Source organism: Lacticaseibacillus casei DSM 20011 = JCM 1134 = ATCC 393, from assembly GCF_000829055.1.
GTDB lineage: Bacteria > Bacillota > Bacilli > Lactobacillales > Lactobacillaceae > Lacticaseibacillus > Lacticaseibacillus casei.
In genome coordinates, this window is record NZ_AP012544.1 from 2,787,938 (window position 1) to 2,810,771 (window position 22,834).

Below are 22,834 nucleotides of genomic sequence, written 5' to 3' on the forward strand. Positions count from 1 at the left end.
TTTTAAATCTACTGTTTATGCTAGCGGAATGGAATAGCGACTGTCCAGCGTTGATGTTAGCTTTTCTGACATTTGTCACATTATTTTACGCAAGTGGACTAGACCTTCATGCGCCGTTGGACCCAGTTACTGAGCCAGGTCAGGAGTGTGATAATAATCAAGTAAATGAGCGCGACCATGGTCCAGATTTTGAAGCCTTCCATGTTACGCGCAATGATGATTTTCCCGGTTTGAGTTAGCTCCAGGATACCGATAATCGAGAGAATCGAGGTGTCTTTTAACGTGATAATGAACTGATTAATGAAACTCGGTACCATAATTCTAATTCCTTGCGGCAGAATCACTTTCCGCATGGCTTTGCCAAACGGAAGTCCTAAACTACGCGCCGCTTCCATTTGACCAGCATCGACTGCCTGGATGCCGCCCTTCACGAAGGCCGCTGTGTACGCACCCTCATTCAGCGTCAGCGTAATAATCCCGGCGACAAATGCCGGAATCTTAGAACCAATCAAGCTTGGTACGCCAGTGTAAATGAACAACGCCAACACCAGCAGTGGCAAGCCACGGAAAATATAAATAAACGTCGTGGCAACTCCCCGGGCGAAGCGATTCGGTAAAACGCCCAGAAGTCCGACCAGAATCCCGACAATCGTTGCAAAGATGATGGCCACTAGGGTCACGACCATCGTTTCCCGCAGCCCATTCATTAAGGTTCCCCAGTTTTCCCGTAACAGGCCAAGAAAACTGCGATCCGTATCTTGGGTTTTGGCGCTGGTTTTCTTTTGGGCTGCTTGTGTTCCGTTGCCTAAGTATTTCGCGACAATTTTGGCATAGGTGCCGTCAGCCTTCACTTTTTTCAGTCCGGCATTGAACCGCTGATCCAACTGGTCGCTGCGCCCTTTTTGCGTGGCAAAGCCATAATAGCTCGCCTTGCTTTCGGGACCGGCAAGCTTCAGCTTCAGGCCGGTTGCAATGGCATATTGCAGCACCGGCTTATCATCAAAACAAGCTACCGAGTTTCCCGTAATCACGTCCTGGTACATATTATTGGAATCATCGAACGTCACGGTATGAAAACCATACTTGTCTTTTAGGCTCATCGCAAAATCTGCCGCCGCTGTCCCAGTCTTTAAAGCCACCCGCTTGCCCCGCAGATCCTTAAGACTTTTGACGCCGCTATTTTTGGCAACGGCCATCGCCACCGCGGTTTTGTAATAAGGATCGCTCATGGCAAACTTCTGCTTGCGCTCCGGCGTAATCTGCATGCCGGCGATGACCCCGTCAATCTGGTGAGCTTCAAGCGCCTGCACCGCGGCATTAAATCCCAGCGGCTTAATGTCCACTTTGAAGCCTTCTGCCTTGGCCACTGCTTGCATGAGATCAATATCGATCCCGACGTAGCGGTTGTTCTTGTCTGCAAACTCAAACGGTGCATAGGTGACATCCGTGCCGATCACATATGTTTTTTTCGCCGCCTGCGTTGATACCGGCATGGTCAAGCCAATCGCCAATATCAACGCTGCTACCCCGGCGACGCACCACTTCCAAACCCGTCTCATAAAAACACCATCTTTCTCATTCAATTCCTAGTGCAACGCTAAACCATTCAATGTGAAGCAGCCATCACAAGCTGTGGGCAATTCAGTTCGCATCGGCAACATTCACAGGTAACAATTCTACCGATTTTATGAGAGCTTGTCTACGCGCGCAGAACGCAAGATTGTTTTATACTTAGAGAAACTAAAAAGAAAATGGGATGAAATGATGTTTAGCTACTTAATTGACTACGATCTTAAACTCGCACTGCCACGCCCGGAAATTGACGGCCCACTTTTATTTGAACAGATCGAAACCAGCCGTGAGACCTTATCAGCCTATCTGACTTGGGTGGACGCGACGCTCACCGCTGACGATGAGATTAACTTTTTAACAACCGAGCTGAAGTCCTTCGGCGAGCAAAAGTCATTAACCTTGGTCATTCATCAAGCCGACGCTCCCGTTGGTCTGATCACCCTAAACACCATTGACCAACTCGTCCACCATAAAGCCGATATCGGTTACTGGTTAACCACACCGGCACGCGGTAAAGGCGTCATGCACAAATCCGTCAAGGCCATGGCAGACATCACCTTCCACGACTATCACCTGAACAAACTGATTATCAACGCCACCGTCACCAATGACGCCAGCAACCATGTCGCCGAAAAAGCCGGTTTCCATCTGGACGGCATCCTGCGCCAAGAAGATCCGAATCCTCGTGGTGGGTTCTTCGACGTGAATACATACTCGTTGCTACGCTCAGAATGGTCATAATGTTTCACGAGAAACATTTTTGTGGTCAGGTTGGTTTTCTTTAAAAAAGGTTGAGCCACAATTCCGTCAGAACGTTAACAGTCTAATGAACTCCGAAAAACACAGAAAAGGTTTAGGCAATAAGTTCCGAGTCGTGCCAAACTCCGCAATCTCCGGCCAGATGGTGCTGGAACGCTGTGACGGCGCTTTGAGCCAGAAAATCGCTGTCTCAAAGTCGCCTAACAACATCAGCGACAGAACCGGTCGCTGTGTTGTTTGCACGGCTGAGCACCATCCGGCCTACGATTGCTCCGCTTTGGCACTGGCATCTCAGTGTTCCTAACGAATTACTCCTAGGAAAGCAAAAAGCAAACGCACTCACAACCATTGGGGCGCGTTCGCTTTTATATCGTCGCTATGAATTATGACTCAACCACTCTTTAACACGTGTCAACCGCAATTAAGTCAATGAACGATTAACCGTAAAAGCACCGGCGTAATGAAGCCTTCGATAATTGCCGCAAAAGCAATCACTGGCACCACGATGGCGACATACTGTACCGCAATGGCCTTGGCATCCAGCGGCGACTTTTCATAGTGGGGATTGGCAAAAAATCGTTTGATCGATTGGCGTAACGCCTTGTTGACTTGCGCCGCCAGCGCCACAGCGACGATCATCGCGCTCATCTCAAAGATCCCATGTGGCAAAATGCCTAGCACAAACGCACCGAAAGCACCGCTGATGCCAAGTTTGGCCGCATAGATACCAAGAACCAGACCGACCGAAGCACACGTAACCACATACGAAATCCAGTATAAGAATGGAATTGGGATCATGCCCACTAGCATCATGGTGAACGTGACCCGCTCGTTGTTCAGCAGAATCGCCCAGAAAGCGTGCCAATTATCAGTCGCTCCAGGGAACTTAGCGGACAACCCGGTCATGAGGCCGCGGACAAAATGCGGATTCGATTTCATGACGATATAACTTAACAGGCCCACCAAGATCGTCATCACGATGAAAATCAGCCAACCGATTAATAGATAATGTCCAATCACATTCAGGTGATACTTCAGTCGTTCTTTCATTTGCTTGCCCCCACTCATTGGATGGTTACCGGCTATGGTCACAGTATACCGCAAGCAAAAATGTGTCGCTATTGAGAAGATTCTAGCGACAAAATGGCGCCCGCAGTATATCTGCTCGTCAACCGCGTACCAATCGGTGCCCGGTCTGCAACCGATATATTCATATTTTTTTATGACACGGCAGGAAACTTGCTGTTTGGTGCTTTTTCCTGAATAATGGCGGCATGGAGGAGATCACGATGGAAATCAATGAAGCGCAATCAATCTTTTCGGCAGCGCAGCAACAAGTCGCGACCATTGTGGTTGGCAAGCCAATGCCGATCAAGCTGGCCTTTACGGCTTTATTAGCCAACGGCCACGTCTTATTTGAAGATATTCCCGGCGTCGGCAAGACTACCTTAGTACAGGCGATCGCCAAAACGCTGGCAATGCCTTTTTCCCGGATTCAATTCACGCCGGATATGTTGCCTAGCGATGTTCTCGGAACGTCCATTTTCAACCGCGCTACGAATGCATTTGAATTTCAGCGCGGTCCGATTTTTACCAGCATCTTGCTGGCTGACGAAATCAATCGCGCTACCCCACGCACTCAGGCGGCTTTATTGGAAGCGATGGGTGAACGCCGCGTCACCACCGACGGGCACACTTACTCATTGTCGCCTGATTTCTTTGTCATGGCCACGGAAAACCCGACTGACTATGCGGGAACCTATCCCTTGCCTGAAGCGCAACTGGATCGGTTTATGTTGCGACTGTCGCTTGGCTATCCCGATGCCACTGCTGAAAAAAGTTTACTTCTAAGCCCGGACCGGCAAATCATGATTGCCGCCTTGAAACCACGACTTGATCCCGCCACTTTAGCAGCGAGCAAAAAGCTTGTCACAACCATCACCGTGACCGATGCGATTGCCAATTATGTTCTTGCACTTGTCGAAGCGACCCGGACAGACCAACGGATTCGTTTAGGCATTAGCCCACGTGGCGGCATTGCGCTGGTAAGTGCCGCGAAAGCCTTCGCTATGCTCAACGGCCGCAGTTACGTGACCCCTGAAGATATTCAGACATTAACAATCCCTGTCTTTGGGCACCGCTTGATCATGAAAGATCCAACTTCTTCGTCAACTGAGATTCTAACTGACATTCTGCAACGCATCGCCGCACCAGTCCGGGGGTGATACCACATGCATTGGCGCAATTTTTATATAAATAGTGCACTTGTCGTCTTGCTCAGCCTGCTCGTCGGTTTCGGAATGACGTTTAGCTCACCGACCAGCTGGTTTGTGAGTGAATTTGCCTTGATGCTCCTCCTGCTGCTCGCACTGCCACTGCTTTGGCCGATGCGTGGACATCTGCGCTTCACGCCTAATCAGACAACAATGATCGCCGAGCGCCCGACCATGCGCCACTTGACGCTAACAAAAGGCAGATGGCTGCCCAACTTATTTTTACTAGATGCTGCCAAAACCAGCACCTGGCATCTGCCGGTTGGTCAACGCACCGCCAAAGTTACCTTGCAGTTGCCACGTGGCGTCTATGATCAGCTACCCTTCACCGTGACTGTCACCGACTTTTTCGGCTGGTTCCGCAAAACCCTCCCCATGCAACTCACAACCCCGATAACAGTTGGTCCGGTTCGCCAGCCCGAGACTGCTGCCAAAATTGCCACGGATTTTTCACAAAAAATGGCGGCATCTGACGCTGGTCTACCCAGCGACCGGATTAAAAATTTCCGCGAATATTTCCCGGGTGATAATATCCAACAAATCGCATGGAAAATTAGCGCTCACGCAGATTCATTGATTGTTAATGATGATGAGTATGAAGGCCAAACCGCTTGGACGCTGTTGCTGGTAGTAACGCCTTCGCTGCCACTTGAATCGGCCTTGAGCCTTTTTGCGAGTTTGCTGGATACCGGCATTTTCAGTGGTGACGGCTACTTGCTGGATCAGCGGCTAACCCGTATCCCCCGCGGCCAACAAGATGCGCTACTAGCGGGCTTCCATCCTGAAGGCGTCGCTAATCCCGCGGCTTTACCCGACTTGGCATCGCCACAACATCATCGAGCTTATCTAGTGCTAGCAACAGATTCAGCTACAGCAAAGCCATTTTTGCAGGCGCTCTCTCCAGCTGCCGTTACTTTGCTTTCCTTGTCAGGAGGTGGCGAGAATGCCTAAGTGGTTGCAGCGACTCATCATGGTTTTATTGACATGGTGGCTCTTATTTCTTTTTTTGCAGCCATTTGCCGATATCAATCCGATCGGCCACCCGCACGCACTGGTGGTTTATGTCATCGGCATTAGCCTCATCCTTTATGTCGCCACGTTCTGGCCGCGATGGTGGCCTTTGTGGGGTGTCATGACAGTAGCTGCCATGATTGGCGGGCTTTGGGCCATTGTGCCGCTAAAACAGCCATTTGACCTCTCCTGGTTCACCACCTATCTACAGACTTTTTCCGCGGCGACCTCAAAGTTTTTACGTGTCGGTGGTGTCGACGTACCGACTGTGCTTAGCATGACGCTGATTATTACTTTAGTAGCATTTCTCCTGCTTTTGACAGTTGTCGTCCGGTTTTATCCCGGCGCCATTGCGATTGTGCTCAGCTATTTACTAGCCGTTCATATTTTTAACGGCAATGATCTCACGGCACAATTCATTCAACTCGCGGTACTCACTGGCTTGATGGCGATGCTGCATCTGTATGGCAATCATTGGTGGCCGCTTTTAATTGGCTGCACACTTATCAGCGGGGTCACGCTCGGCTTGGCATGGCTGTCTTCAGCAACCCACTTGAATGAACAATTAGCCAACATGTCCGTTCCATTTCGTGACCGTTTAAATCAGCGGGGATTCTACGCAGGCATTCAAACTTACGTCAACGGCCCCGGCCGAACCGGCTATACGGAAAACAGTCGCGTGTTAGGCGGTCCGGTTTATGACGATCCCACGCCCGTTTTTACGGCTACTAGCGCCGATGCCAGTTACTATCGCGTGGCGGTTGATGCTGCATACACCGGCACCGGTTGGCAACCTGGCGTCGATCAAAGTCAGACCGTGCCGCTGGATGGCGCCATCATGCGCGATCCAAATGCTTCGGTTGACTATGGTCCTGCCCAAAGTACAACCTTGACCTTCAACGGCAGCAAATCATTTTTACCGCTTCCTTATGGGCAACTGACGTTCACAGGCGGTCAACCCGATCCCACGACCGACTTCCTGCTCAATGCTGCCACCCGCCGCGTCAGCACGACAAATCAAGCTTCTTTTCAACGCTTAGACATTCAGGTGCAGGCAAAACAAATCACGGCCGCACAATTAACCGCTGCAACCAGCAGTCGCCAGCAAGTTGGCAGCCGCTACCTGCAATTACCATCAACTCTGCCGAAACGTGTGAAGCAACTGGCCGAAAAAATCACGGCCAAGGCCTCGACACCTTATGAAAAAGTGCTCGCGATTCAAAACTATCTCAAATCCCACCCTCGCTTCACTTACTCCAAAACCGATGCGCAGCGGACACCACCCGGTCACGATTATGTCGATTACTTTCTTTTTGATTCCCCAATCGGCTACTGTGATAATTTCTCCTCGGCAATGGTCGTGCTATGTCGCAGCATCGGCTTGCCTGCTCGATGGGCCAAAGGATTTGATACCGGAACTTTTATTGGCGGATCAGGCCAACACAAACAATATGTAATCCGCAACAGCAACGCTCACTCATGGCCCGAGGTTTACTTCACCAATTTAGGTTGGCTGCCATTCGAACCGACCCCCGGCTTTAATGATCCCGCAACGCCAGAAGAAAATATGTCTTCTTCATCCGCTAACAACAGCGTCGCTAATAGCATGCCGTCATCATCAAGTGTGGCTTCGTCCACCTCTGTATCACGTACACCATCCACTGGTTCAGCATCCTCCGCGAAAACGCCTTCTCGCCCGTCTCTCAGCAACGTCTCTTGGGTCGGTATTTTGCTCCTTATCGTCATTTTGTTACTGATCGCACTTTCATTCTGGCAACTCCCAGCGCTTGTCGCCTGGCTCATTGGCATTGGACTTACGGCAACCAACTTCCCGCGCCGCTATCGGCTATTGCTTTGGAGCTTGCGGCGAATTCAGCATCGTCCTGTCAGCCAAACTTTAACAGCATATGCCACACTCATTGATACACGCCTAGGCAAACAGACCAATATGTCCGCCCTAACCCAAGCTTACGAACAAATGATCTTCGGCAAAATGACAGTAAATCCGGAGAATTTAGCCTCCCTTCTAGGAGCGCTCCGTCGGCAACTCATCGCTTACACGCAGAAAAAGTTTCACGTGAAACGTCATTAACCTCATGAATCATTTTATGTGTTCCACGTGAAACTGATCAAAACATGTCAACCCCGTAAAATTTTGCGCAAAACAATCACGTCTTCTGTTTCGCCGCTAGCTACTGATTCCTTGGTTTTGTTTCTAAGCTGTTTCCAGATAGTTTATTTTACATGTTTCTACCCGAATTTAAGCACCAACGCTTCCCGATTTGTGAAATAAGTTATGCATTGCTTAAGCGCTTCCTTAACGTTACACCGATTTTCACGTGAAACAAAACACGAACGATTAATCCAACTTTCATGGTCCCCCCTTTTTCGACAAGCACACCTTGCGCTAACCCCTGATGTATCAACCTTGCAGCGAAAAAACTTGCACTTACTAATAAAAAGCGCGTATGATAATATAAACAGTTTTGAATATCCTTTAAAAAGCTGTTCTGACCCCGCTACTATTTTTAGTAGTCGTGCCACTTCGACTGGACGCTGCAGTCAGCTCGTAACGTACTCAGAAGAAAGGGGGGAGCCGCTGATCGTTAGCGGCGAACACTTATGAAAGTTATGATCGTTCTTGAAAACATCGTGATGGATGGCGTTAAACGCGCTTCAACGGTTTTAGGTAATGATCTCGTTAAACAGTATGACGTCAGTTTCTACACATTGGCGGATGCACCTGCCTATTTTGACTTGGACGCGCCTTTGATTATTGCCCGGCGCCCAACTGATCCTAAGTTGCTGAACTTTTTTGGCAGTGACCCTTATACCCATTACCAGGAACAAATCGAGGATCTCATCGCCACGATTCGCGACCAGCATTTCCAAACTGTCATCTTGCCTGCAGGTTTGACCACTAGTTTTGCACCGCTGATTAAACGGGCTTTGCCGGATGTGAATCTGATTGGCTGGATGCACAACAACTATGCTACTTACATGGAAGATTACTACGTCCAGATGCAAGCCGAGTTTGAAGGTGGTCTTCAAGCTGTCGACACACTGGTGACCTTGACCGAAAGCGATTTGAACTCATACAAACGCTTCAATCCGCGAACCGTTAAAATCTACAATCCCCTCACCTTAGTGCCAACTGGTGAGGCGGACCTCGATGCCCACCGGATTGCGTTCACCGGCCGCATCGCCATCGCCCACAAAGGTATCGACTTCCTGTTGGAGGCCGCCGCATCTTTACCTGACGATTGGAAAATCGCCATTGCCGGTGGCGGTACCGATGAAGACATGAAAAACTTTTATGATCTGATCGATTACTTCCATGTGAGCGATAAACTCATTTATCAGGGACCGTTAAAGGACCAAGCGCTTCGAGATCACTATCGCGCCGCCTCCATTTTCGTTTCAACCTCACGTTGGGAAGGCATGCCGCTTGTTATTGGTGAAGCCATGGCCTCTGGACTTCCGGTCGTTGCCATGGAAAACACCGGCTCACGTGAGTACCTCGGCAACAATCAATACGGGCTGCTCACCAAAGCCCAGGATGTTCCTGACTTTGTTGCCAATCTCAAAAAAATGATGGCACAACCAGAGCTGCGTCAGCACTACGCTCATCAAAGCCTAGAACGTGCCAGTCATTTTAGCCCGGAAAACATTGTGTCGCAATGGATGCCAATTATTGAACACCAGCCAACCAGAACCAAGGTTGCCGGCTAATACTTGCCAGAAATTGCCTATGACGACATAAAAAAGACGCTTGCGGTAAAAATACCGTATGCGTCTTTTTGATTTGTCCGGTAACTAACCGCGACCACTTGTGTACCGTGTTCCACGTGAAACGCCAACTCACACACATAAGGTTCCCCCAGAACCGTCCACCTCAGCGCTTCTCCCCAGCAGCCTCCTTCTGAACCGGCTCTTCTTTGGTCATCACAGACGGTGAAAAGAGATGGGCAATCAACGTATCAGGTAACTGATGCTGCCGTCTAAGCAGTTCCGGAATCGCCACATGTTTTTCAAGACTGGTTTTGACAAGTTTTGTGGTGGCTTCATAGCCTAAGTATGGGCTTAAAATCGTGGCACTAATCGCGGAATGCTCAACATTTGCAGCACACTGCTGTTGGTTGACTGTTAAGCCAGTCACACAGTTGGTGGTTAGCGTATCGATGCCGCGCGCCAAGTACCGCTCTCCCTGCAACAAATCGCGGAAAATAATCGGTTCAAAGGCATTCAATTCCAGTTGTCCTGCCTCGGCAGCCATGCTGATCGTTAAGTCCTGTCCAATGACCTGAAAAGCGATTTGATTGACCACTTCAGGAATCACCGGATTAACCTTCCCTGGCATAATCGAGGAGCCCGCCTGTTTGGCTGGCAGATGGAGCTCGTTCAACCCAGCCTGGGGACCACTGCTCAATAAGCGCAAATCGTTGGCAAACTTCGACAAATCAGTCGCTAAACCTTTCATCGCACCGGAAAAAGCAACCAAAACATCGCAATTCTGCGTTGCATCAACCAAGTCATCCGCTTGCTCAAGGTTTAAATCAATCAAACGATTGACTTGCCGAACAATGTGTTCCCGATAATACGGCGAAGCATTTAACCCGGTACCTATTGCAGTCCCACCTAAGTTGACAACCCGCAAATCATCAGCTGCTCGTGTCAACCGCACCTGATCGCGCTGAAACAAATGCGCAAATGCCTGGAAAGTATGGCCAAATGTTGTCGGAACCGCATCTTGCAACTGGGTACGCCCGACTTTGACAACATCAGCAAATTCATCAGCTTTAGCCAGCAGTGATTTCACTAAAAATGTCAACGCCTGCTGCAACGGCGGCAATGCTTGCAAAGCCGCCATTTTCCCGGCTGTCGGATCAGTGTCATTCGTCGACTGGCACTTATTGACGTCATCATTAGGATGCACCCGGTCGGTCGTGTGACGGCTCGCCAGATTGGCAATGACCTCGTTCACATTCATATTCACCGATGTCCCTGCACTCCCCTGAATAGCCGGGGCAACCAACGCATCGTTGTGTTCCCCCATCAATAGACTATTGCACGCCGCAGCAATCGCCTTGGCTTTCGATGCCGTCAGCGTCCCAGCTGCCGCATTGACTTGAGCCGCGGCCTTTTTAATGATAATCAAGCTCTTGAAAAGTAACGGATCAGTCCGTTCATGACTAATCGGAAAATTCGCCAGTGCGCGGGTGGTGTGGATCCCGTACAAGACATCCTCGTCTACTGCCAACTTGCCAATACAATCTTCCTCGATACGCATTGTGAACTCCCTTTCATATACCAATATTTACGTTATCAGTATATGCGTGTCACAACGCGCGTCAACGTTTAGTGTCAGGTAGTCTGACAAAGGCGGTAAAAAGTATACCAATGTTTTAAAAATTGCCATAAATTTCATGGTCAAACATCGGACACAGGCAATCTTCCCCCATCATTCCACTGACCGATCATTCGATGTGCCTGACACGCATTGGCAAACTTAGTCAACCGCTGGCGAAATAGCTTTGGCTGACTACGTTTAATTTGAATGGTGCCACAGCGGACACGTTGATATAATGCCGGACATGATTGAAAATAAGCCCACGCACCAGGCCGCCTCTTAAGAGCACGAACGATGCTAGTATCGATTTTAAAACTATTGGGATCCATATTTGGCAACATAGCATACCCGGCTGGCGTCATCCGCCCCAAATGGATCATGCGCCGACATCGCTCTTTATTTAGCTCCGACCAAATACTCCCAGTTTGTCTAGGAACAAATCTTTGTGAAGCCGGTTGATCCGGAGCCAATTTTTTGTATGTACTATCAATCCATCCAAAACACATAGCTTCTTCAACAGCATCAACATACCAAAAAGTGCCATCCGGTTTGGGCACACCACGTTTAACATCCACCCAACATTCAGTCGCGTCTTGATAATGAGTTGCTAGCCATTTTCTAAACTGCTGACGATTAGTAACGGTTAAATGATTAACAATCTTTTTTACCAACTTTTCTGCTTCCCATACTGATTTTTGACCAGTGTTAATAACAAAAATTCTACGCGCATTTTAGAATCAAGTTAGCCACTGTCTCAAAATTTTTTGGACAATAAAAAACATCAAGAACAGATATCCTGTATCATTGAAGTTCCTACACAAACAATGGAAGAGGATATTGTCTTGATGCAGAAACAGGATAGCACACACCGCCAAAAAGGTCAGCACTTAACATCACTCGAGCGCGGAAAAGTGGCCGGATTCCGCCAAGCTGGGAAGTCCAATCGTTGGATTGCTGCTGAAATTGGCGTCTGCCCGCAGACCATTAATAATGAAATCAAGCGAGGTACAGTAGATCAGGTCAAGAAGAGTAATGGCAAGCGCGTCTACCATCGACAATACCTGCCAGAGGCTGCTCAGGCACGTTACGAGACTGCACGCTTGAGCTGCCATCGTCCTGACAAGTTCGCCAGCGTACAGGTCTTCTTAGCCTGGTACGTACAGCGAGCTAAGCAGGACAAATGGTCGCCGGATGCTTCAATCGGCTATGCCAAGCGACACAAGCTGTTTACTCCTGAAGAGCTTGTTTGTGCCTCGACTTTGTACCAGTACATTGACGACCAACGCCTAGAGATTCGAAATATCGACCTGTTGGAGAAGACTAAGCGGAAGACCTCTCACCAGCACCACACCAAGGCTAAGCGCCTGGCTGGCCGCAGTATCGAGGAACGGCCTAAGGTCGTTGAACGACGCAGGCAGTTCGGTCACTGGGAGATGGATACCATTGTCGGTAAACGCAATGGCAAGGAGAGCGTCATCTTGACTCTGATTGAGCGCAAGACCCGTTGCCAACTTCTCCGCTTGATCGAAGGACGAGATGCAGACTCTGTGAGCTATGCATTGCGTGGAATCAAGCGCGAATGGGGAGCTTGCATCAAGACCATCACAGCCGACAACGGACCCGAGTTCACCGCCTTAAATACTGCTTTTGCTGGGACGGAAACTGAGATCTTCTACGCCCATCCTTACACGTCCTGCGACCGTGGCACCAACGAGGCACATAACCGGATGATCCGCCAGGACTTCCCTAAGGGCATGTCCCTAGATGACATTAGCCCTAGTCAAGTGCAGGCCACGCAAGACCGCTTGAATCAGTTGCCTCGCAAACAACAGGGCTACTGCACACCCCAGCAAAACTTTGAGGCCGAAGCTCGGCGCGTTCGCCGCATGGCCCAGTAGTCTCTCTAGCGCCACAACTTCTATTTGATAACGGCCTGTTCTGGGATTGTCCTCAACGACTGGCTAACTTGTTCTTGCAATTTACGAACAAAAATTCTACGTAAATAAGACAACTTTACGTAGAATCCGGATTTGATTAAGCGTCAACAGTCAATGACCGCGATGCTTCTCCAAACGTTTGGTCTGTTTCTTCAAATGAACTTCACGAGCATGCTGATCTTTTAGCCGCTTTCGTTGTTGCTTTTTCAACCGCAAGTTCTGTTTGTGCTCTAACTTCAAAAGTGTTGATGCTCGGCCTTTTCTGGAGTCCCGAACCTCTTTTCGTGCTTGCCTACTGCGCCTCTTCGGGTTCATCGTCAGTGGCACTTCAGAAAGAACGCTTTCTTGGGCCGCTACCCAGTGCAAGCTGCCCCATCGTTGTTGAATCAAACACAACAACTCATTCGCTGTCGGAGCCTGCGTACCAAATGTAACCTTGGCAACACGATACGTGTCACCCACTACTTGTTCGAATAGCCCCCGATAAAAGGGCTGTTCAAAATAAACTGTTAGCTTGCCTTGATTCGTCAAACTAACACCTCCTTTAAGTTTTTCACGCAATCCGGACATCCAAGGAGGAAGGATACTGACGACCTAAGCCGCGTCTGGACTACCAACCAGACCGTGTTTTTAATAACGCAGTGTTATTGTCTGACTTTGATGGGGTTGTGTCAAATAGAGGTTTTTGTCGTTCACGCTAAAGTGTCGACCGCAAGCGATATTGTCTTAAGTAAGCAGTTAGCCAAAGTGTCACAAAAACTGTAACCTCTTAGAAGATACATCTAGGAGGAATCACATGAAGAAGGTTGTCTTAACAATGAAAGAAGAAGAACGTTACCGAGTCATCAAAGCAGTGGTCAATGGTAAGACCTCCGTGCAACGCGCAGCCGTTAAGCTCAAGCGCTCCGAACGAACCATCTACCGACTGATCAAGCTTTACAAGCAACAAGGCAAAGACGGCTTTATCCATGGTAATACCGGCCGTGAGCCTGCCAACAAACGCAACGCGCAACTCGAACGCCAGATCATTCATCTGTACACCAACAAGTATGCCGGTTTCAACATCGCTCATTTCCACGAGTTCTTAACCACTGCCGAACAAATCGCCATCTCCGAATCCTCACTCCGGCTCTTATTCAGACACCACCACATCCTTTCACCCAAAGCCCACAAGGCCACGAAACGTCGGGTCAAGCGTGAGTTAAAAGAGAAAGAAAAGAAGGCCAAGCTCCTATCCAAACGTGATGAAGCCACCTTGTCAGCCATCGAGGTCGTTGAAAACATCAAAGCCCATCCAGAACGTCCTCGGAAACATTATTCTGGTGAACAGGTACAAATGGATGCTTCCTGGGAGTATTGGTTTGGTACTCAAAAAACCACCTTACACGCAGCCATTGATGATCAGTCCGGGAACGTTGTCGGCGGCTACTTTGCCAAACAAGAAACACTCAGCGGCTATTATCATGTGTTTGCCCAAGTCCTTCGCGATTATGGCGCTCCAGCAGAATTCCTAACGGATCGGCGCACCGTGTTTAACAGCAACAAAAAAGAGGGCTCACCTTCGACCGAGAACCCTCTTACACGTTTCGGTTATGCCTGCCAGACACTTGGAACAGAACTTTCGGCCACCAGTATTCCGCAAGCCAAAGGCCGTATAGAACGTCTTCTGGAGACTTTTCAAGATCGGCTCACAAGTGAACTGCGGTTGCATAACATCACCACAATCGCAGATGCCAATCGGTTTTTGGTCGGCTTTATCAAGCGTTACAATGACCGCTTCGCATCTACCATCAAAAGTAGCATGTCGGTGTTTGAGAAGCAACTAACACCCAAGGAAATTGACAATATTTTGATCATTGCCAATGAACGCAGCATCGGCCACGGACATTGTGTTCGCTTTGATAACAAACGCTATCTGCCACACCGGAATGGCGAATTGGTTTACTTACCACCGCATACAAAGGTCTTAGTCATCAAAAGCTTCACGGGCAGACTTTATATGACCACTGATGATGACCAGGTGTACGATCTTTTCTGTGTGCCAAAAGAACAGTTCATGTCAGCCAAATTCGATCTTACGCCAGCTGCGGCACCAACTCCTAAACGAACCAAGAAAATCCCGGCAATTACGCATCCGTGGCGCCGCACCAACTATCGCGATTACCTTGATTCTCTTGGCATTAACAGGACAAGGGTTAAACAGTTGGTCGCCGAACGATATCCATACAAGAATTCACAAGCGATTCAAGTCTAATCAGGATCATCTCGCGTCCAGTTTTCGGACGCATGTTTTGTGGAATTTACTGTCAAAGTCGAAAATCGCTTGACATAGAGGTTTTTGTCGTTCACGCTAAAGGTCCGTTAGCACCAATTTAATTCGCCGATGCTACCGGATTTTTCGTTTACCTAGCGATCACAATACCAAAAGACGAGGACGGCGCAACATTTAGCTGACGTTTCTATGGCACTTAATGTCTAATAACGATATTAGTGAAAATGCGCGATCACTCAACCACCCTCTCCTCTTTCGCCATAATTATCATTAGGCGCGATGAATCGAATACACTACTAATTTGGGAACTTCTCAAGCCGATGAAGTTTCTCATCATCAATTTTCTTATCACCATGTTTGAAGTCATAACCCATATGCCGGTAAAACTCCACACCAGTAATTGAAGCCGGAATTTCAACACGGCTAGCCCGTTTGAAATATTCATCTTCTTCAAGCGTCTCAATAATCAAACGACCAACGCCCTGTCCTTGATATTCTGGAAGCACAAAGATATCGAAAAGACTAAATTCATCCTGGCTTCCCCAGTACGAACCAATTGCACCAGTGCCGATGATTTTATTGTGATCACAGAATACATAGAAATGAGTCTGTTCAGCCTTCTCGATAAAGAAATCACTCCCCATTTTCTGAATATCCTTTTCAATATAATCAGAGGAGTAATCTTTACTATTCGATTCTCTCAATACTCGAGCGACAAGCTTCGCTACTACCTGAGCATCAGCTGTTTCAAAACGTCTTACCTGAATATTCATAAACTCACCTCCAAAAGCAAACAAAACACGGACCTATGTAGCATTTGAGCAAGCCCCTTGCCGAATACCTTTTAACAACTCATCATACACAAATTATGCTCAAATAACCACGGTAAAATTTACTATTTAATCACAAAACTAAAAACACCTAGCAACCAAGTCACTACACTCTATTTAACAATCGCTGCTCTGGCGCCTAATGACTAGTCACCATATTAGTAAAAACCCGTGACATAATCACCCGATTATCCTCGCTTTTAGGAAGCTGCTTGGAAGGGTTCCGCCAGTGGTAGTGATCCAACGATTTCACCCGAATTCGACGGGCTTCCGGATATCGACGATGTAACGAGGCCAACTGATGCGCCCACACTCTTTTTCCTGTATGTAAGTTAATCAACGCATAACCCTCACCGCTTACACCAGACTTCAGGAAGTCGTAGTTGTCATCTTCCTTCGCCTTCACAATCATCACCTGACCATGCCACCCAGCGGCTTGAACATGGTAAAGCAGCGTGTTGGCATTAGTCGTTGTCTGTAACTTTTTAGGAATTCGCTCAATCAAAAAGGGGCCAACACCCGACTTAACGATTTCCATAGTACCAGGCAACTTAATCAAAAAGCCCTCGGCATCTGCACCGGGATCGCGTTTGTTTTTAGGACCTTGGTGACGAAGACTAACAAAAATCATAAGCACAAGCGCCAATACCCTGACCACCCAGAATAGCGTTATCAACCAGTAGCAAACGTTGTCAAAACAGCGTCGTTACTGGTTTTTATTTTAACCAGATTGTCATTGGTTATCATTGATTATCAATAAAAGAAAACCACGAGAAAACCACGGAATTCATTTCTGCTTGGCAGGCGGTGGCCGTCCATTATGGGCGGCTATTTTTTTGCTTTCAGAAAATTCTATCGTCTGCTATACTATGGTGCGTTACATAATTTTGGAGGCGAACAATATGATTAAGGAATTTCGGGACTTTATTATGCGAGGCAATGTTCTTGACTTAGCCGTTGGTGTTATTATCGGGGGCGCTTTTACTTCTGTGGTAACCTCACTGACTAAGAACTTAATAAATCCAATTATTTCAATGTTTGCAGGAAAGACTGATTTAAGTGGTATGTATTTTACTCTCTTTAACGCAAAGTTTAAGTATGGCAACTTTTTGAACGATGTTATTAACTTCCTTATAGTTGCATTTGTTGTATTTCTCATCGTGAAAGCCGTCAATCGAATTATGCCCGCAAAGAAGAGCGATGTTCCCACAGTATCAAAAGAAGAGCTTCTGCTTACACAGATACGTGACTTGCTTCAAAATAGCAAATGATTGCGTACTTGATCCTAAGCTACTAAGGCTGATTCTTTTACATTCTAATGGTTGTGTGTATATAATTAAATTGCGCAGGAGATATTCAATTTAATTGAAGGAGGAATTATCATGCATTTTCTTTGGGCTTTAATTGTTGGTGCTATTATTGGTGCAATTGCTGGTGCTATCACTAGCAAGGGCAAATCGATGGGCTGGTTTGCTAACATCATTGCAGGATTAGTGGGTTCTGCAATTGGTGAGGGACTTTTAGGCCATTGGGGGCCACAACTGGCAGGAATGGCTTTGATTCCTTCAATTATCGGCGCAATTATTGTTGTTGCCGTAGTCTCCTTCTTTGTTGGCAGATCAAAAGACTGATAGGGGGACATCTTTATGGACGCTTTAAAAGCTGCATTTAAGTTTATGGTTGCTAGTACTCTCATCGTTGGCGGTGTTTTAGTTGCAGGTACAGTCTTCGCAGCTAAGGGCATTGATAATGCTGGAGATAAACTACAAGAAAAGCTACATGACTAACACAAAATAGCCACTTCGCTATGAGGTGGCTATTTTTGTGTTCAAAACACCAATCGTTTGTTAAAATGATGCGACGCCACGTATACGGATTTGAGAGGTGCTTTAGATGAATCATTATGCTGTCTTTAACTTTATTGTTGGTATTTTGTTTCTGGTTTTGGGCTTTGTTGAGTATACGCTGGGAAAAACCGTCAGGAAACCAGCGAGGTATCACTAATAAGTCTGGAGTGTGGACTGGATCAATATTCATGCTATTGGGAGTTGCAACCATTTTAATCACTTTATTGACTAAGTGACTATTTGTCACCTGGTTCCCATAAGCAGGTAGAAATTTTTGACTTGGATAACAAGGCACGAAATTCGGACTCTGTTAGCTATTTAGATATTATCGAAACAGTCATTGAACTACGGAGGGAGTCGCGAACCACGACCCCCTTTTTACATGATTATCGCAGTTCGCGACAACCATTCCTCAAGTTACTCTTGTTCAGCGTGCATCAGAATGCGTCTCTCAGCACACAAAAAACCGGGCATCTCTGCCCGCCAATTGAAAACGACAAGTCATGTAATCAGTTTCCCAAGCAGAACGATCTGCTAAACAAGAAACTGGCTATTTTTATGACCAAAGAGGTTAGTGTAATGATGATACTGTACTGCCTGGATTTCAGCGAGGCAAAAAGTAACCTGGTCTATAAAATGCGCCACCGGTTAGCTATGCCGTGCGTCGGTTAAAACGGATCTACCCGCTTATCGCCTAGGACTATCTTAATTATATCATAATCTTTTGGTTATCGATACTATACATCCGCTGCAAACAGTCCTCTTAACTGCTGGATCATGCTAACCACTGAATACGGTGGCTCTTGACTTGCTGTGGTAACTGCTCCACGATTCTGATACCAGAATTCGGTCAACATGGCCACAGCAATATCAAATTGTGAGTACGCTTGTAACGCATCAATCGCAGCTGTGCTGTCAACGGCATTGTGAACATAGTCTTGTGCCGCTGTCAGGTAGTTGTTGATCAAACTATCGTCAGTATCAGTCTGCACACGCAGGCTATTTTTAATGTCATCAGTAGTGACAGTCATGTGCTCATCTCCTATATAAAAATAGGGGCGTACCCTGAGGCACACCCCCACTAAATTATGCTCTTAGGCCTTTACCGGTGTGATGTCAACAATTCGAGCAGCGTCTGGATCAACCACTTCGTAATCGTTGCGGATGACAACCGCCAGTCCCTGAGAATAGCTATCGAAGCGTTCCCACTGGGTGTTGACTTCGTTCTTTTGGGCTAAGAAGATTGCTTGAGCAAAGTCCCCGATGATGATCCGATAGGTGCCCACCTTATCAGTCGGCAATACTTTGTTAGCAATCACGATCACTGGGGCCCCAAACAGTTGCTTGCCTGATGGTGCCGTGATTGAAGGTTGTAACAAGTAACGGCCTTCGCTGTCTTTCAGTGTATCAAGGTAGTTGAAAGCATCCTGATTGACGATAACAGACAAGGACAGTGCTGGATCTAACTCAACATTGAAGGTTTGCTTGATGTCATCGAGACCAGTACCCGTGATGTGCTTGAAGTTATCGTTGGTGCCCGTCTTGCCAGTCAGAACGCTGATAATGTTGCTATTGTCCGTGTTTTGTACCAGCTTCTTGAGTTGATTCTTAACCTCGGCAACAATATCAACTTCACTGTCTTCTACCAGTTCATTAGACAGATAGATCTTGCCAGCACGGGTAGCAACCTTATAGTCAACACCACGGAATAGGGTTGCATCGATCTCTGGCACGTCTGCGAGTTCTTCCTTGGTGGCTAAGACACCATTGTTAGTTAGGGCAATTGGGTAGGTGCCGACTGGGGTACCAACCTGCTTCACAGTGACATATTTAGCCAGGTCATAATCGGATTCCTTTAGATTCCAGACGTCTTCGATGACTTCTTTAGGAACGACTGTACCAGCAGTGGTTGTCGTTAAGCCGTCACGTTGTTCGCCCATGCTACGGATGTAATCCTCATACGCGCGGGACTCGGTATGTTCTTCTTTATCAATAATAGTTTTTTCGGTCATGGTTTTATCTCCTTTTTCTGGTTGTTCAGTATTAGTTTTCAGCCGCGCATTTTAGAATCAAGTTAGCCACTGTCTCAAAATTTTTTGGACAATAAAAAACATCAAGAACAGATATCCTGTATCATTGAAGTTCCTACCCAAACAATGGAAGAGGATATTGTCTTGATGCAGAAACAGGATAGCACACACCGCCAAAAAGGTCAGCACTTAACATCACTCGAGCGCGGAAAAGTGGCCGGATTCCGCCAAGCTGGGAAGTCCAATCGTTGGATTGCTGCTGAAATTGGCGTCTGCCCGCAGACCATTAATAATGAAATCAAGCGAGGTACAGTAGATCAGGTCAAGAAGAGTAATGGCAAGCGCGTCTACCATCGACAATACCTGCCAGAGGCTGCTCAGGCACGTTACGAGACTGCACGCTTGAGCTGCCATCGTCCTGACAAGTTCGCCAGCGTACAGGTCTTCTTAGCCTGGTACGTACAGCGAGCTAAGCAGGACAAATGGTCGCCGGATGCTTCAATCGGCTATGCCAAGCGACACAAGCTGTTTACTCCTGAAGAGCTTGTTTGTGCCTCGACTTTGTACCAGTACATTGACGACCAACGCCTAGAGATTCGAAATATCGACCTGTTGGAGAAGACTAAGCGGAAGACCTCTCACCAGCACCACACCAAGGCTAAGCGCCTGGCTGGCCGCAGTATCGAGGAACGGCCTAAGGTCGTTGAACGACGCAGGCAGTTCGGTCACTGGGAGATGGATACCATTGTCGGTAAACGCAATGGCAAGGAGAGCGTCATCTTGACTCTGATTGAGCGCAAGACCCGTTGCCAACTTCTCCGCTTGATCGAAGGACGAGATGCAGACTCTGTGAGCTATGCATTGCGTGGAATCAAGCGCGAATGGGGAGCTTGCATCAAGACCATCACAGCCGACAACGGACCCGAGTTCACCGCCTTAAATACTGCTTTTGCTGGGACGGAAACTGAGATCTTCTACGCCCATCCTTACACGTCCTGCGACCGTGGCACCAACGAGGCACATAACCGGATGATCCGCCAGGACTTCCCTAAGGGCATGTCCCTAGATGACATTAGCCCTAGTCAAGTGCAGGCCACGCAAGACCGCTTGAATCAGTTGCCTCGCAAACAACAGGGCTACTGCACACCCCAGCAAAACTTTGAGGCCGAAGCTCGGCGCGTTCGCCGCATGGCCCAGTAGTCTCTCTAGCGCCACAACTTCTATTTGATAACGGCCTGTTCTGGGATTGTCCTCAACGACTGGCTAACTTGTTCTTGCAATTTACGATTCTTTGTCGTAACGAGTTGGCATGTAAAAATTCCTTCCTTTTGAGAGATGATTTATTCATTATACCCTCTCTTAAAAGTTGTCTCAGGAATCAGCTTACATCCAAGATGGATATTTGAATTTTCCAAATCGAATCGAACAACAAAAAATCTTTGATTTCTTTCAAAAACTAGATAATCTGATAACTGTAAACCAGCGTAAGTTAGCTAAGCTTAAGGAACTTAAACAGGGCTATTTGCAGAAATTGTTCCCCGAAAATGGCAGCAAGTTCCCGCAATTAAGATTTTCAGGGTTTGCTGACGATTGGGAGGAGCGTAAGTTAAAAGACGTTTTAGACATATCTAAAACCAAAAATAAAGCTCAGCAGTATGGAAAGGTCGATGTTCTGTCTGTATCTCGAGAAGTTGGAACTGTTAATCAAATAAAATATCAAGGTCGATCGTTTGCTGGATCTGATCTTTCCAATTACAAGGTAGTCCAAGGCGGTGAATTAATATATACCAAAAGTCCACTTAAAGGCGCTCCCTACGGAATCTTTCAGGTCGCGACTATAAAAGGAATTCTATCCCCTTTATATGCTGTGTATACGTCTACAGATAAAGCTTATACACCATTTATAGCGATGGCGTTGAAAAACGATAATATCGCTACACACTACCTAACTCCATTAGTCACAAAAGGCGCAAAAAATACTATTAATGTGACTGATGAAGGAGCATTAGAAGGAAAAATACAATTCCCAAGTATTTTGGAACAAAAACAAATTTTTATATTTTTCAAACAACTAGACGATACTATAGCTCTTCATCAGCGTAAGCTTGAAAAACTTCAGGAACTCAAAAAAGGATATCTACAAAAGATGTTTTGCTGATCCTAAATTTGATCTAATTTAGGATCCTACGAAGCCCCATACCTTAATTTTTATTGTGCTTGGTCAATACTCAATTCCCCTGTATAATGGACCAAGCAAGAAGTTTTAAGGGCGGTGGCTGTCTTTTTCCTTGTGAGGTGAGGCCCATGGGAACATGGAATAATCTTCAGGAAGGTTTCACAGTCAATGAGCGTCTTCCAGACACTCTCGTTGATGTTGCTGTTTGGCACGTTTTTAATCGCGCTACTCAGCTATATCGACAAGCACCACAAATAAAAAAGCCGCCCTGCGTAACTTTGGTAGGTTACAGGGCGAACTAGTGTCGTTTTAATATCTGCCACCGCCTTTGAAGCGGCTTGCATGGGAAGTCCTGTTTTCGGCGGGGCTTCCTTTTCTGTTTCCATTATAGCATGTCCTTTAAAAACTGGCTAACGTTTCATGCTTCGATCAGGTTTGGAATTGGATTGTTTAATTTCTGGATTCTGTTCAGCAGATGTTTGCAGTTGCTTTTGCATTCAATCACTAATTTCTTGGTGCACAGCAGTTAACTGATTTTTAAATTGCGCTTTTTGTTAAGGATTAGTTGCTAACTGGAATTGTTGTTGTAATCCTTGACAGGACTGATTCAATGCCTTGTCTGACTGCTGTGTTAGTCCATGGTCGGGGGCTTGTAGTGCTTCTTGTAAACCTAATTGTTTGGTTAAGCCATCGCTAAGCTCAATCACCTTACTGCTCGCTTGCTGGATTTCACTTAAAACACTATGGATCACGGTCTCATCTTTTCTCGCTTTCGTT

21 protein-coding genes and 3 pseudogenes are annotated in these 22,834 nt (G+C 47.1%); 13 read left to right on the plus strand and 11 right to left on the minus strand.

Annotated features, from left to right (window positions below; genetic code table 11):
• Positions 1-98: 98 nt before the first annotated feature.
• Positions 99-1,559: an amino acid ABC transporter substrate-binding protein/permease gene (locus tag LBCZ_RS13420; protein WP_025013569.1), complete on the minus strand. Its 1,461-nt coding sequence runs from the start codon at positions 1,557-1,559 to the stop codon at positions 99-101.
• A 205-nt stretch (positions 1,560-1,764) separates the two neighbouring features.
• Here LBCZ_RS13420 and LBCZ_RS13425 point away from each other — a divergent pair, with 205 nt between their 5' ends.
• On the plus strand, positions 1,765-2,313 hold the full coding sequence (locus LBCZ_RS13425; protein ID WP_025013570.1) for a GNAT family N-acetyltransferase: 549 nt from the start codon (positions 1,765-1,767) through the stop codon (positions 2,311-2,313).
• A 66-nt stretch (positions 2,314-2,379) separates the two neighbouring features.
• Here the strand turns inward: LBCZ_RS13425 and LBCZ_RS15800 are convergent, their stop codons facing one another.
• Both LBCZ_RS15800 and LBCZ_RS13435 read right to left on the minus strand, forming a co-directional pair.
• Positions 2,380-2,574, minus strand: coding sequence for a hypothetical protein (locus LBCZ_RS15800; RefSeq protein ID WP_039639834.1), 195 nt, complete (start codon positions 2,572-2,574; stop codon positions 2,380-2,382).
• A 183-nt stretch (positions 2,575-2,757) separates the two neighbouring features.
• Positions 2,758-3,381, minus strand: coding sequence for a stage II sporulation protein M (locus LBCZ_RS13435; RefSeq protein WP_025013571.1), 624 nt, complete (start codon positions 3,379-3,381; stop codon positions 2,758-2,760).
• Positions 3,382-3,620: 239 nt separating this feature from the next.
• Here LBCZ_RS13435 and LBCZ_RS13440 point away from each other — a divergent pair, with 239 nt between their 5' ends.
• The 4 genes from LBCZ_RS13440 to LBCZ_RS13455 all read left to right on the plus strand — a co-directional run bounded on the left by LBCZ_RS13440 (position 3,621) and on the right by LBCZ_RS13455 (position 9,347).
• Positions 3,621-4,556, plus strand: coding sequence for an AAA family ATPase (locus LBCZ_RS13440; RefSeq protein WP_039639832.1), 936 nt, complete (start codon positions 3,621-3,623; stop codon positions 4,554-4,556).
• 6 nt (positions 4,557-4,562) lie between these two features.
• Positions 4,563-5,555: a DUF58 domain-containing protein gene (locus LBCZ_RS13445; RefSeq protein ID WP_039639830.1), complete on the plus strand. Its 993-nt coding sequence runs from the start codon at positions 4,563-4,565 to the stop codon at positions 5,553-5,555.
• Positions 5,548-7,707, plus strand: coding sequence for a transglutaminase TgpA family protein (locus tag LBCZ_RS13450; protein ID WP_025013572.1), 2,160 nt, complete (start codon positions 5,548-5,550; stop codon positions 7,705-7,707). Before LBCZ_RS13445 ends, LBCZ_RS13450 begins: the two co-directional genes overlap by 8 nt.
• A 530-nt stretch (positions 7,708-8,237) precedes the next feature.
• Positions 8,238-9,347, plus strand: a complete 1,110-nt coding sequence (locus LBCZ_RS13455) for a glycosyltransferase family 4 protein (RefSeq protein WP_025013573.1) — start codon at positions 8,238-8,240, stop codon at positions 9,345-9,347.
• A 163-nt stretch (positions 9,348-9,510) separates the two neighbouring features.
• Here LBCZ_RS13455 and LBCZ_RS13460 read toward each other — a convergent pair whose 3' ends face one another.
• Positions 9,511-10,905, minus strand: coding sequence for an aspartate ammonia-lyase (locus LBCZ_RS13460; RefSeq protein ID WP_039639828.1), 1,395 nt, complete (start codon positions 10,903-10,905; stop codon positions 9,511-9,513).
• A gap of 140 nt (positions 10,906-11,045) precedes the next feature.
• A complete protein-coding gene (locus LBCZ_RS13465) occupies positions 11,046-11,636 on the minus strand; it encodes a YdeI/OmpD-associated family protein (protein WP_025013574.1) in 591 nt (196 codons plus the stop codon).
• Between the two features lie 174 nt (positions 11,637-11,810).
• Between LBCZ_RS13465 and LBCZ_RS13470 the strand changes: the two genes are divergently transcribed.
• Entirely contained in the window at positions 11,811-12,863 is a 1,053-nt protein-coding gene (locus LBCZ_RS13470; RefSeq protein ID WP_010620018.1) for an IS30 family transposase, read from the plus strand.
• Between the two features lie 150 nt (positions 12,864-13,013).
• On the opposite strand, the gene LBCZ_RS13475 is transcribed toward LBCZ_RS13470, so the two are convergent.
• Complete coding sequence (locus LBCZ_RS13475; RefSeq protein ID WP_025014061.1) at positions 13,014-13,433, minus strand: YjdF family protein; 420 nt, start codon at positions 13,431-13,433, stop codon at positions 13,014-13,016.
• Between the two features lie 265 nt (positions 13,434-13,698).
• Here LBCZ_RS13475 and LBCZ_RS13480 point away from each other — a divergent pair, with 265 nt between their 5' ends.
• On the plus strand, positions 13,699-15,156 hold the full coding sequence (locus LBCZ_RS13480) for an ISNCY family transposase (RefSeq protein ID WP_039639827.1): 1,458 nt from the start codon (positions 13,699-13,701) through the stop codon (positions 15,154-15,156).
• A gap of 314 nt (positions 15,157-15,470) precedes the next feature.
• On the opposite strand, the gene LBCZ_RS13485 is transcribed toward LBCZ_RS13480, so the two are convergent.
• Together LBCZ_RS13485 and LBCZ_RS13490 are read right to left on the minus strand one after the other, a co-directional pair.
• Complete coding sequence (locus LBCZ_RS13485) at positions 15,471-15,947, minus strand: GNAT family N-acetyltransferase (RefSeq protein ID WP_032959206.1); 477 nt, start codon at positions 15,945-15,947, stop codon at positions 15,471-15,473.
• Positions 15,948-16,143: 196 nt separating this feature from the next.
• Positions 16,144-16,635: a hypothetical protein gene (locus LBCZ_RS13490; RefSeq protein ID WP_107750397.1), complete on the minus strand. Its 492-nt coding sequence runs from the start codon at positions 16,633-16,635 to the stop codon at positions 16,144-16,146.
• 271 nt (positions 16,636-16,906) lie between these two features.
• Here LBCZ_RS13490 and mscL point away from each other — a divergent pair, with 271 nt between their 5' ends.
• The 3 genes from mscL (at position 16,907) to LBCZ_RS16180 (ending at position 17,791) form a co-directional block, all read left to right on the plus strand.
• Positions 16,907-17,275: a large-conductance mechanosensitive channel protein MscL gene (mscL, locus tag LBCZ_RS13495; protein ID WP_003577148.1), complete on the plus strand. Its 369-nt coding sequence runs from the start codon at positions 16,907-16,909 to the stop codon at positions 17,273-17,275.
• 111 nt (positions 17,276-17,386) lie between these two features.
• Complete coding sequence (locus LBCZ_RS13500; RefSeq protein WP_003568375.1) at positions 17,387-17,635, plus strand: GlsB/YeaQ/YmgE family stress response membrane protein; 249 nt, start codon at positions 17,387-17,389, stop codon at positions 17,633-17,635.
• 15 nt (positions 17,636-17,650) lie between these two features.
• Positions 17,651-17,791: a hypothetical protein gene (locus LBCZ_RS16180; RefSeq protein WP_003568371.1), complete on the plus strand. Its 141-nt coding sequence runs from the start codon at positions 17,651-17,653 to the stop codon at positions 17,789-17,791.
• A gap of 797 nt (positions 17,792-18,588) precedes the next feature.
• On the opposite strand, the gene LBCZ_RS13510 is transcribed toward LBCZ_RS16180, so the two are convergent.
• Both LBCZ_RS13510 and LBCZ_RS13515 read right to left on the minus strand, forming a co-directional pair.
• The gene (locus tag LBCZ_RS13510; RefSeq protein ID WP_025013947.1) at positions 18,589-18,882 is read right to left on the minus strand and encodes a head-tail connector protein; all 294 of its coding nucleotides are present in this window, start codon (positions 18,880-18,882) and stop codon (positions 18,589-18,591) included.
• A 63-nt stretch (positions 18,883-18,945) separates the two neighbouring features.
• Positions 18,946-19,905, minus strand: a pseudogene (locus LBCZ_RS13515) (phage major capsid protein); the annotation flags it as partial.
• A gap of 123 nt (positions 19,906-20,028) precedes the next feature.
• Between LBCZ_RS13515 and LBCZ_RS13520 the strand changes: the two are divergent.
• The 3 genes and pseudogenes from LBCZ_RS13520 to LBCZ_RS16645 all read left to right on the plus strand — a co-directional run bounded on the left by LBCZ_RS13520 (position 20,029) and on the right by LBCZ_RS16645 (position 22,315).
• Entirely contained in the window at positions 20,029-21,081 is a 1,053-nt protein-coding gene (locus tag LBCZ_RS13520) for an IS30 family transposase (RefSeq protein ID WP_010620018.1), read from the plus strand.
• 217 nt (positions 21,082-21,298) lie between these two features.
• Positions 21,299-22,039, plus strand: a pseudogene (locus tag LBCZ_RS13525) (restriction endonuclease subunit S); the annotation flags it as partial.
• Between the two features lie 213 nt (positions 22,040-22,252).
• Complete coding sequence (locus LBCZ_RS16645; RefSeq protein WP_222843308.1) at positions 22,253-22,315, plus strand: putative holin-like toxin; 63 nt, start codon at positions 22,253-22,255, stop codon at positions 22,313-22,315.
• 152 nt (positions 22,316-22,467) lie between these two features.
• Here the strand turns inward: LBCZ_RS16645 and LBCZ_RS16460 are convergent.
• Positions 22,468-22,821, minus strand: a pseudogene (locus LBCZ_RS16460) (LtrC-like protein); the annotation flags it as partial.
• Positions 22,822-22,834 lie beyond the last annotated feature (13 nt).

What these genes read in the sequence shown, in the direction of transcription:
- LBCZ_RS13420 (WP_025013569.1), bottom strand. Translation starts at nt 1,559, where the DNA reads ATGAGACGGGTTTGGAAGTGGTGCGTCGCCGGGGTAGCAGCGTTGATA.
- LBCZ_RS13425 (WP_025013570.1), top strand. Translation starts at nt 1,765, where the DNA reads ATGTTTAGCTACTTAATTGACTACGATCTTAAACTCGCACTGCCACGC.
- LBCZ_RS13435 (WP_025013571.1), bottom strand. Translation starts at nt 3,381, where the DNA reads ATGAAAGAACGACTGAAGTATCACCTGAATGTGATTGGACATTATCTA.
- LBCZ_RS13440 (WP_039639832.1), top strand. Translation starts at nt 3,621, where the DNA reads ATGGAAATCAATGAAGCGCAATCAATCTTTTCGGCAGCGCAGCAACAA.
- LBCZ_RS13445 (WP_039639830.1), top strand. Translation starts at nt 4,563, where the DNA reads ATGCATTGGCGCAATTTTTATATAAATAGTGCACTTGTCGTCTTGCTC.
- LBCZ_RS13450 (WP_025013572.1), top strand. Translation starts at nt 5,548, where the DNA reads ATGCCTAAGTGGTTGCAGCGACTCATCATGGTTTTATTGACATGGTGG.
- LBCZ_RS13455 (WP_025013573.1), top strand. Translation starts at nt 8,238, where the DNA reads ATGAAAGTTATGATCGTTCTTGAAAACATCGTGATGGATGGCGTTAAA.
- LBCZ_RS13460 (WP_039639828.1), bottom strand. Translation starts at nt 10,905, where the DNA reads ATGCGTATCGAGGAAGATTGTATTGGCAAGTTGGCAGTAGACGAGGAT.
- LBCZ_RS13470 (WP_010620018.1), top strand. Translation starts at nt 11,811, where the DNA reads ATGCAGAAACAGGATAGCACACACCGCCAAAAAGGTCAGCACTTAACA.
- LBCZ_RS13480 (WP_039639827.1), top strand. Translation starts at nt 13,699, where the DNA reads ATGAAGAAGGTTGTCTTAACAATGAAAGAAGAAGAACGTTACCGAGTC.
- LBCZ_RS13485 (WP_032959206.1), bottom strand. Translation starts at nt 15,947, where the DNA reads ATGAATATTCAGGTAAGACGTTTTGAAACAGCTGATGCTCAGGTAGTA.
- LBCZ_RS13490 (WP_107750397.1), bottom strand. Translation starts at nt 16,635, where the DNA reads ATGATTTTTGTTAGTCTTCGTCACCAAGGTCCTAAAAACAAACGCGAT.
- mscL (WP_003577148.1), top strand. Translation starts at nt 16,907, where the DNA reads ATGATTAAGGAATTTCGGGACTTTATTATGCGAGGCAATGTTCTTGAC.
- LBCZ_RS13500 (WP_003568375.1), top strand. Translation starts at nt 17,387, where the DNA reads ATGCATTTTCTTTGGGCTTTAATTGTTGGTGCTATTATTGGTGCAATT.
- LBCZ_RS16180 (WP_003568371.1), top strand. Translation starts at nt 17,651, where the DNA reads ATGGACGCTTTAAAAGCTGCATTTAAGTTTATGGTTGCTAGTACTCTC.
- LBCZ_RS13510 (WP_025013947.1), bottom strand. Translation starts at nt 18,882, where the DNA reads ATGACTGTCACTACTGATGACATTAAAAATAGCCTGCGTGTGCAGACT.
- LBCZ_RS13520 (WP_010620018.1), top strand. Translation starts at nt 20,029, where the DNA reads ATGCAGAAACAGGATAGCACACACCGCCAAAAAGGTCAGCACTTAACA.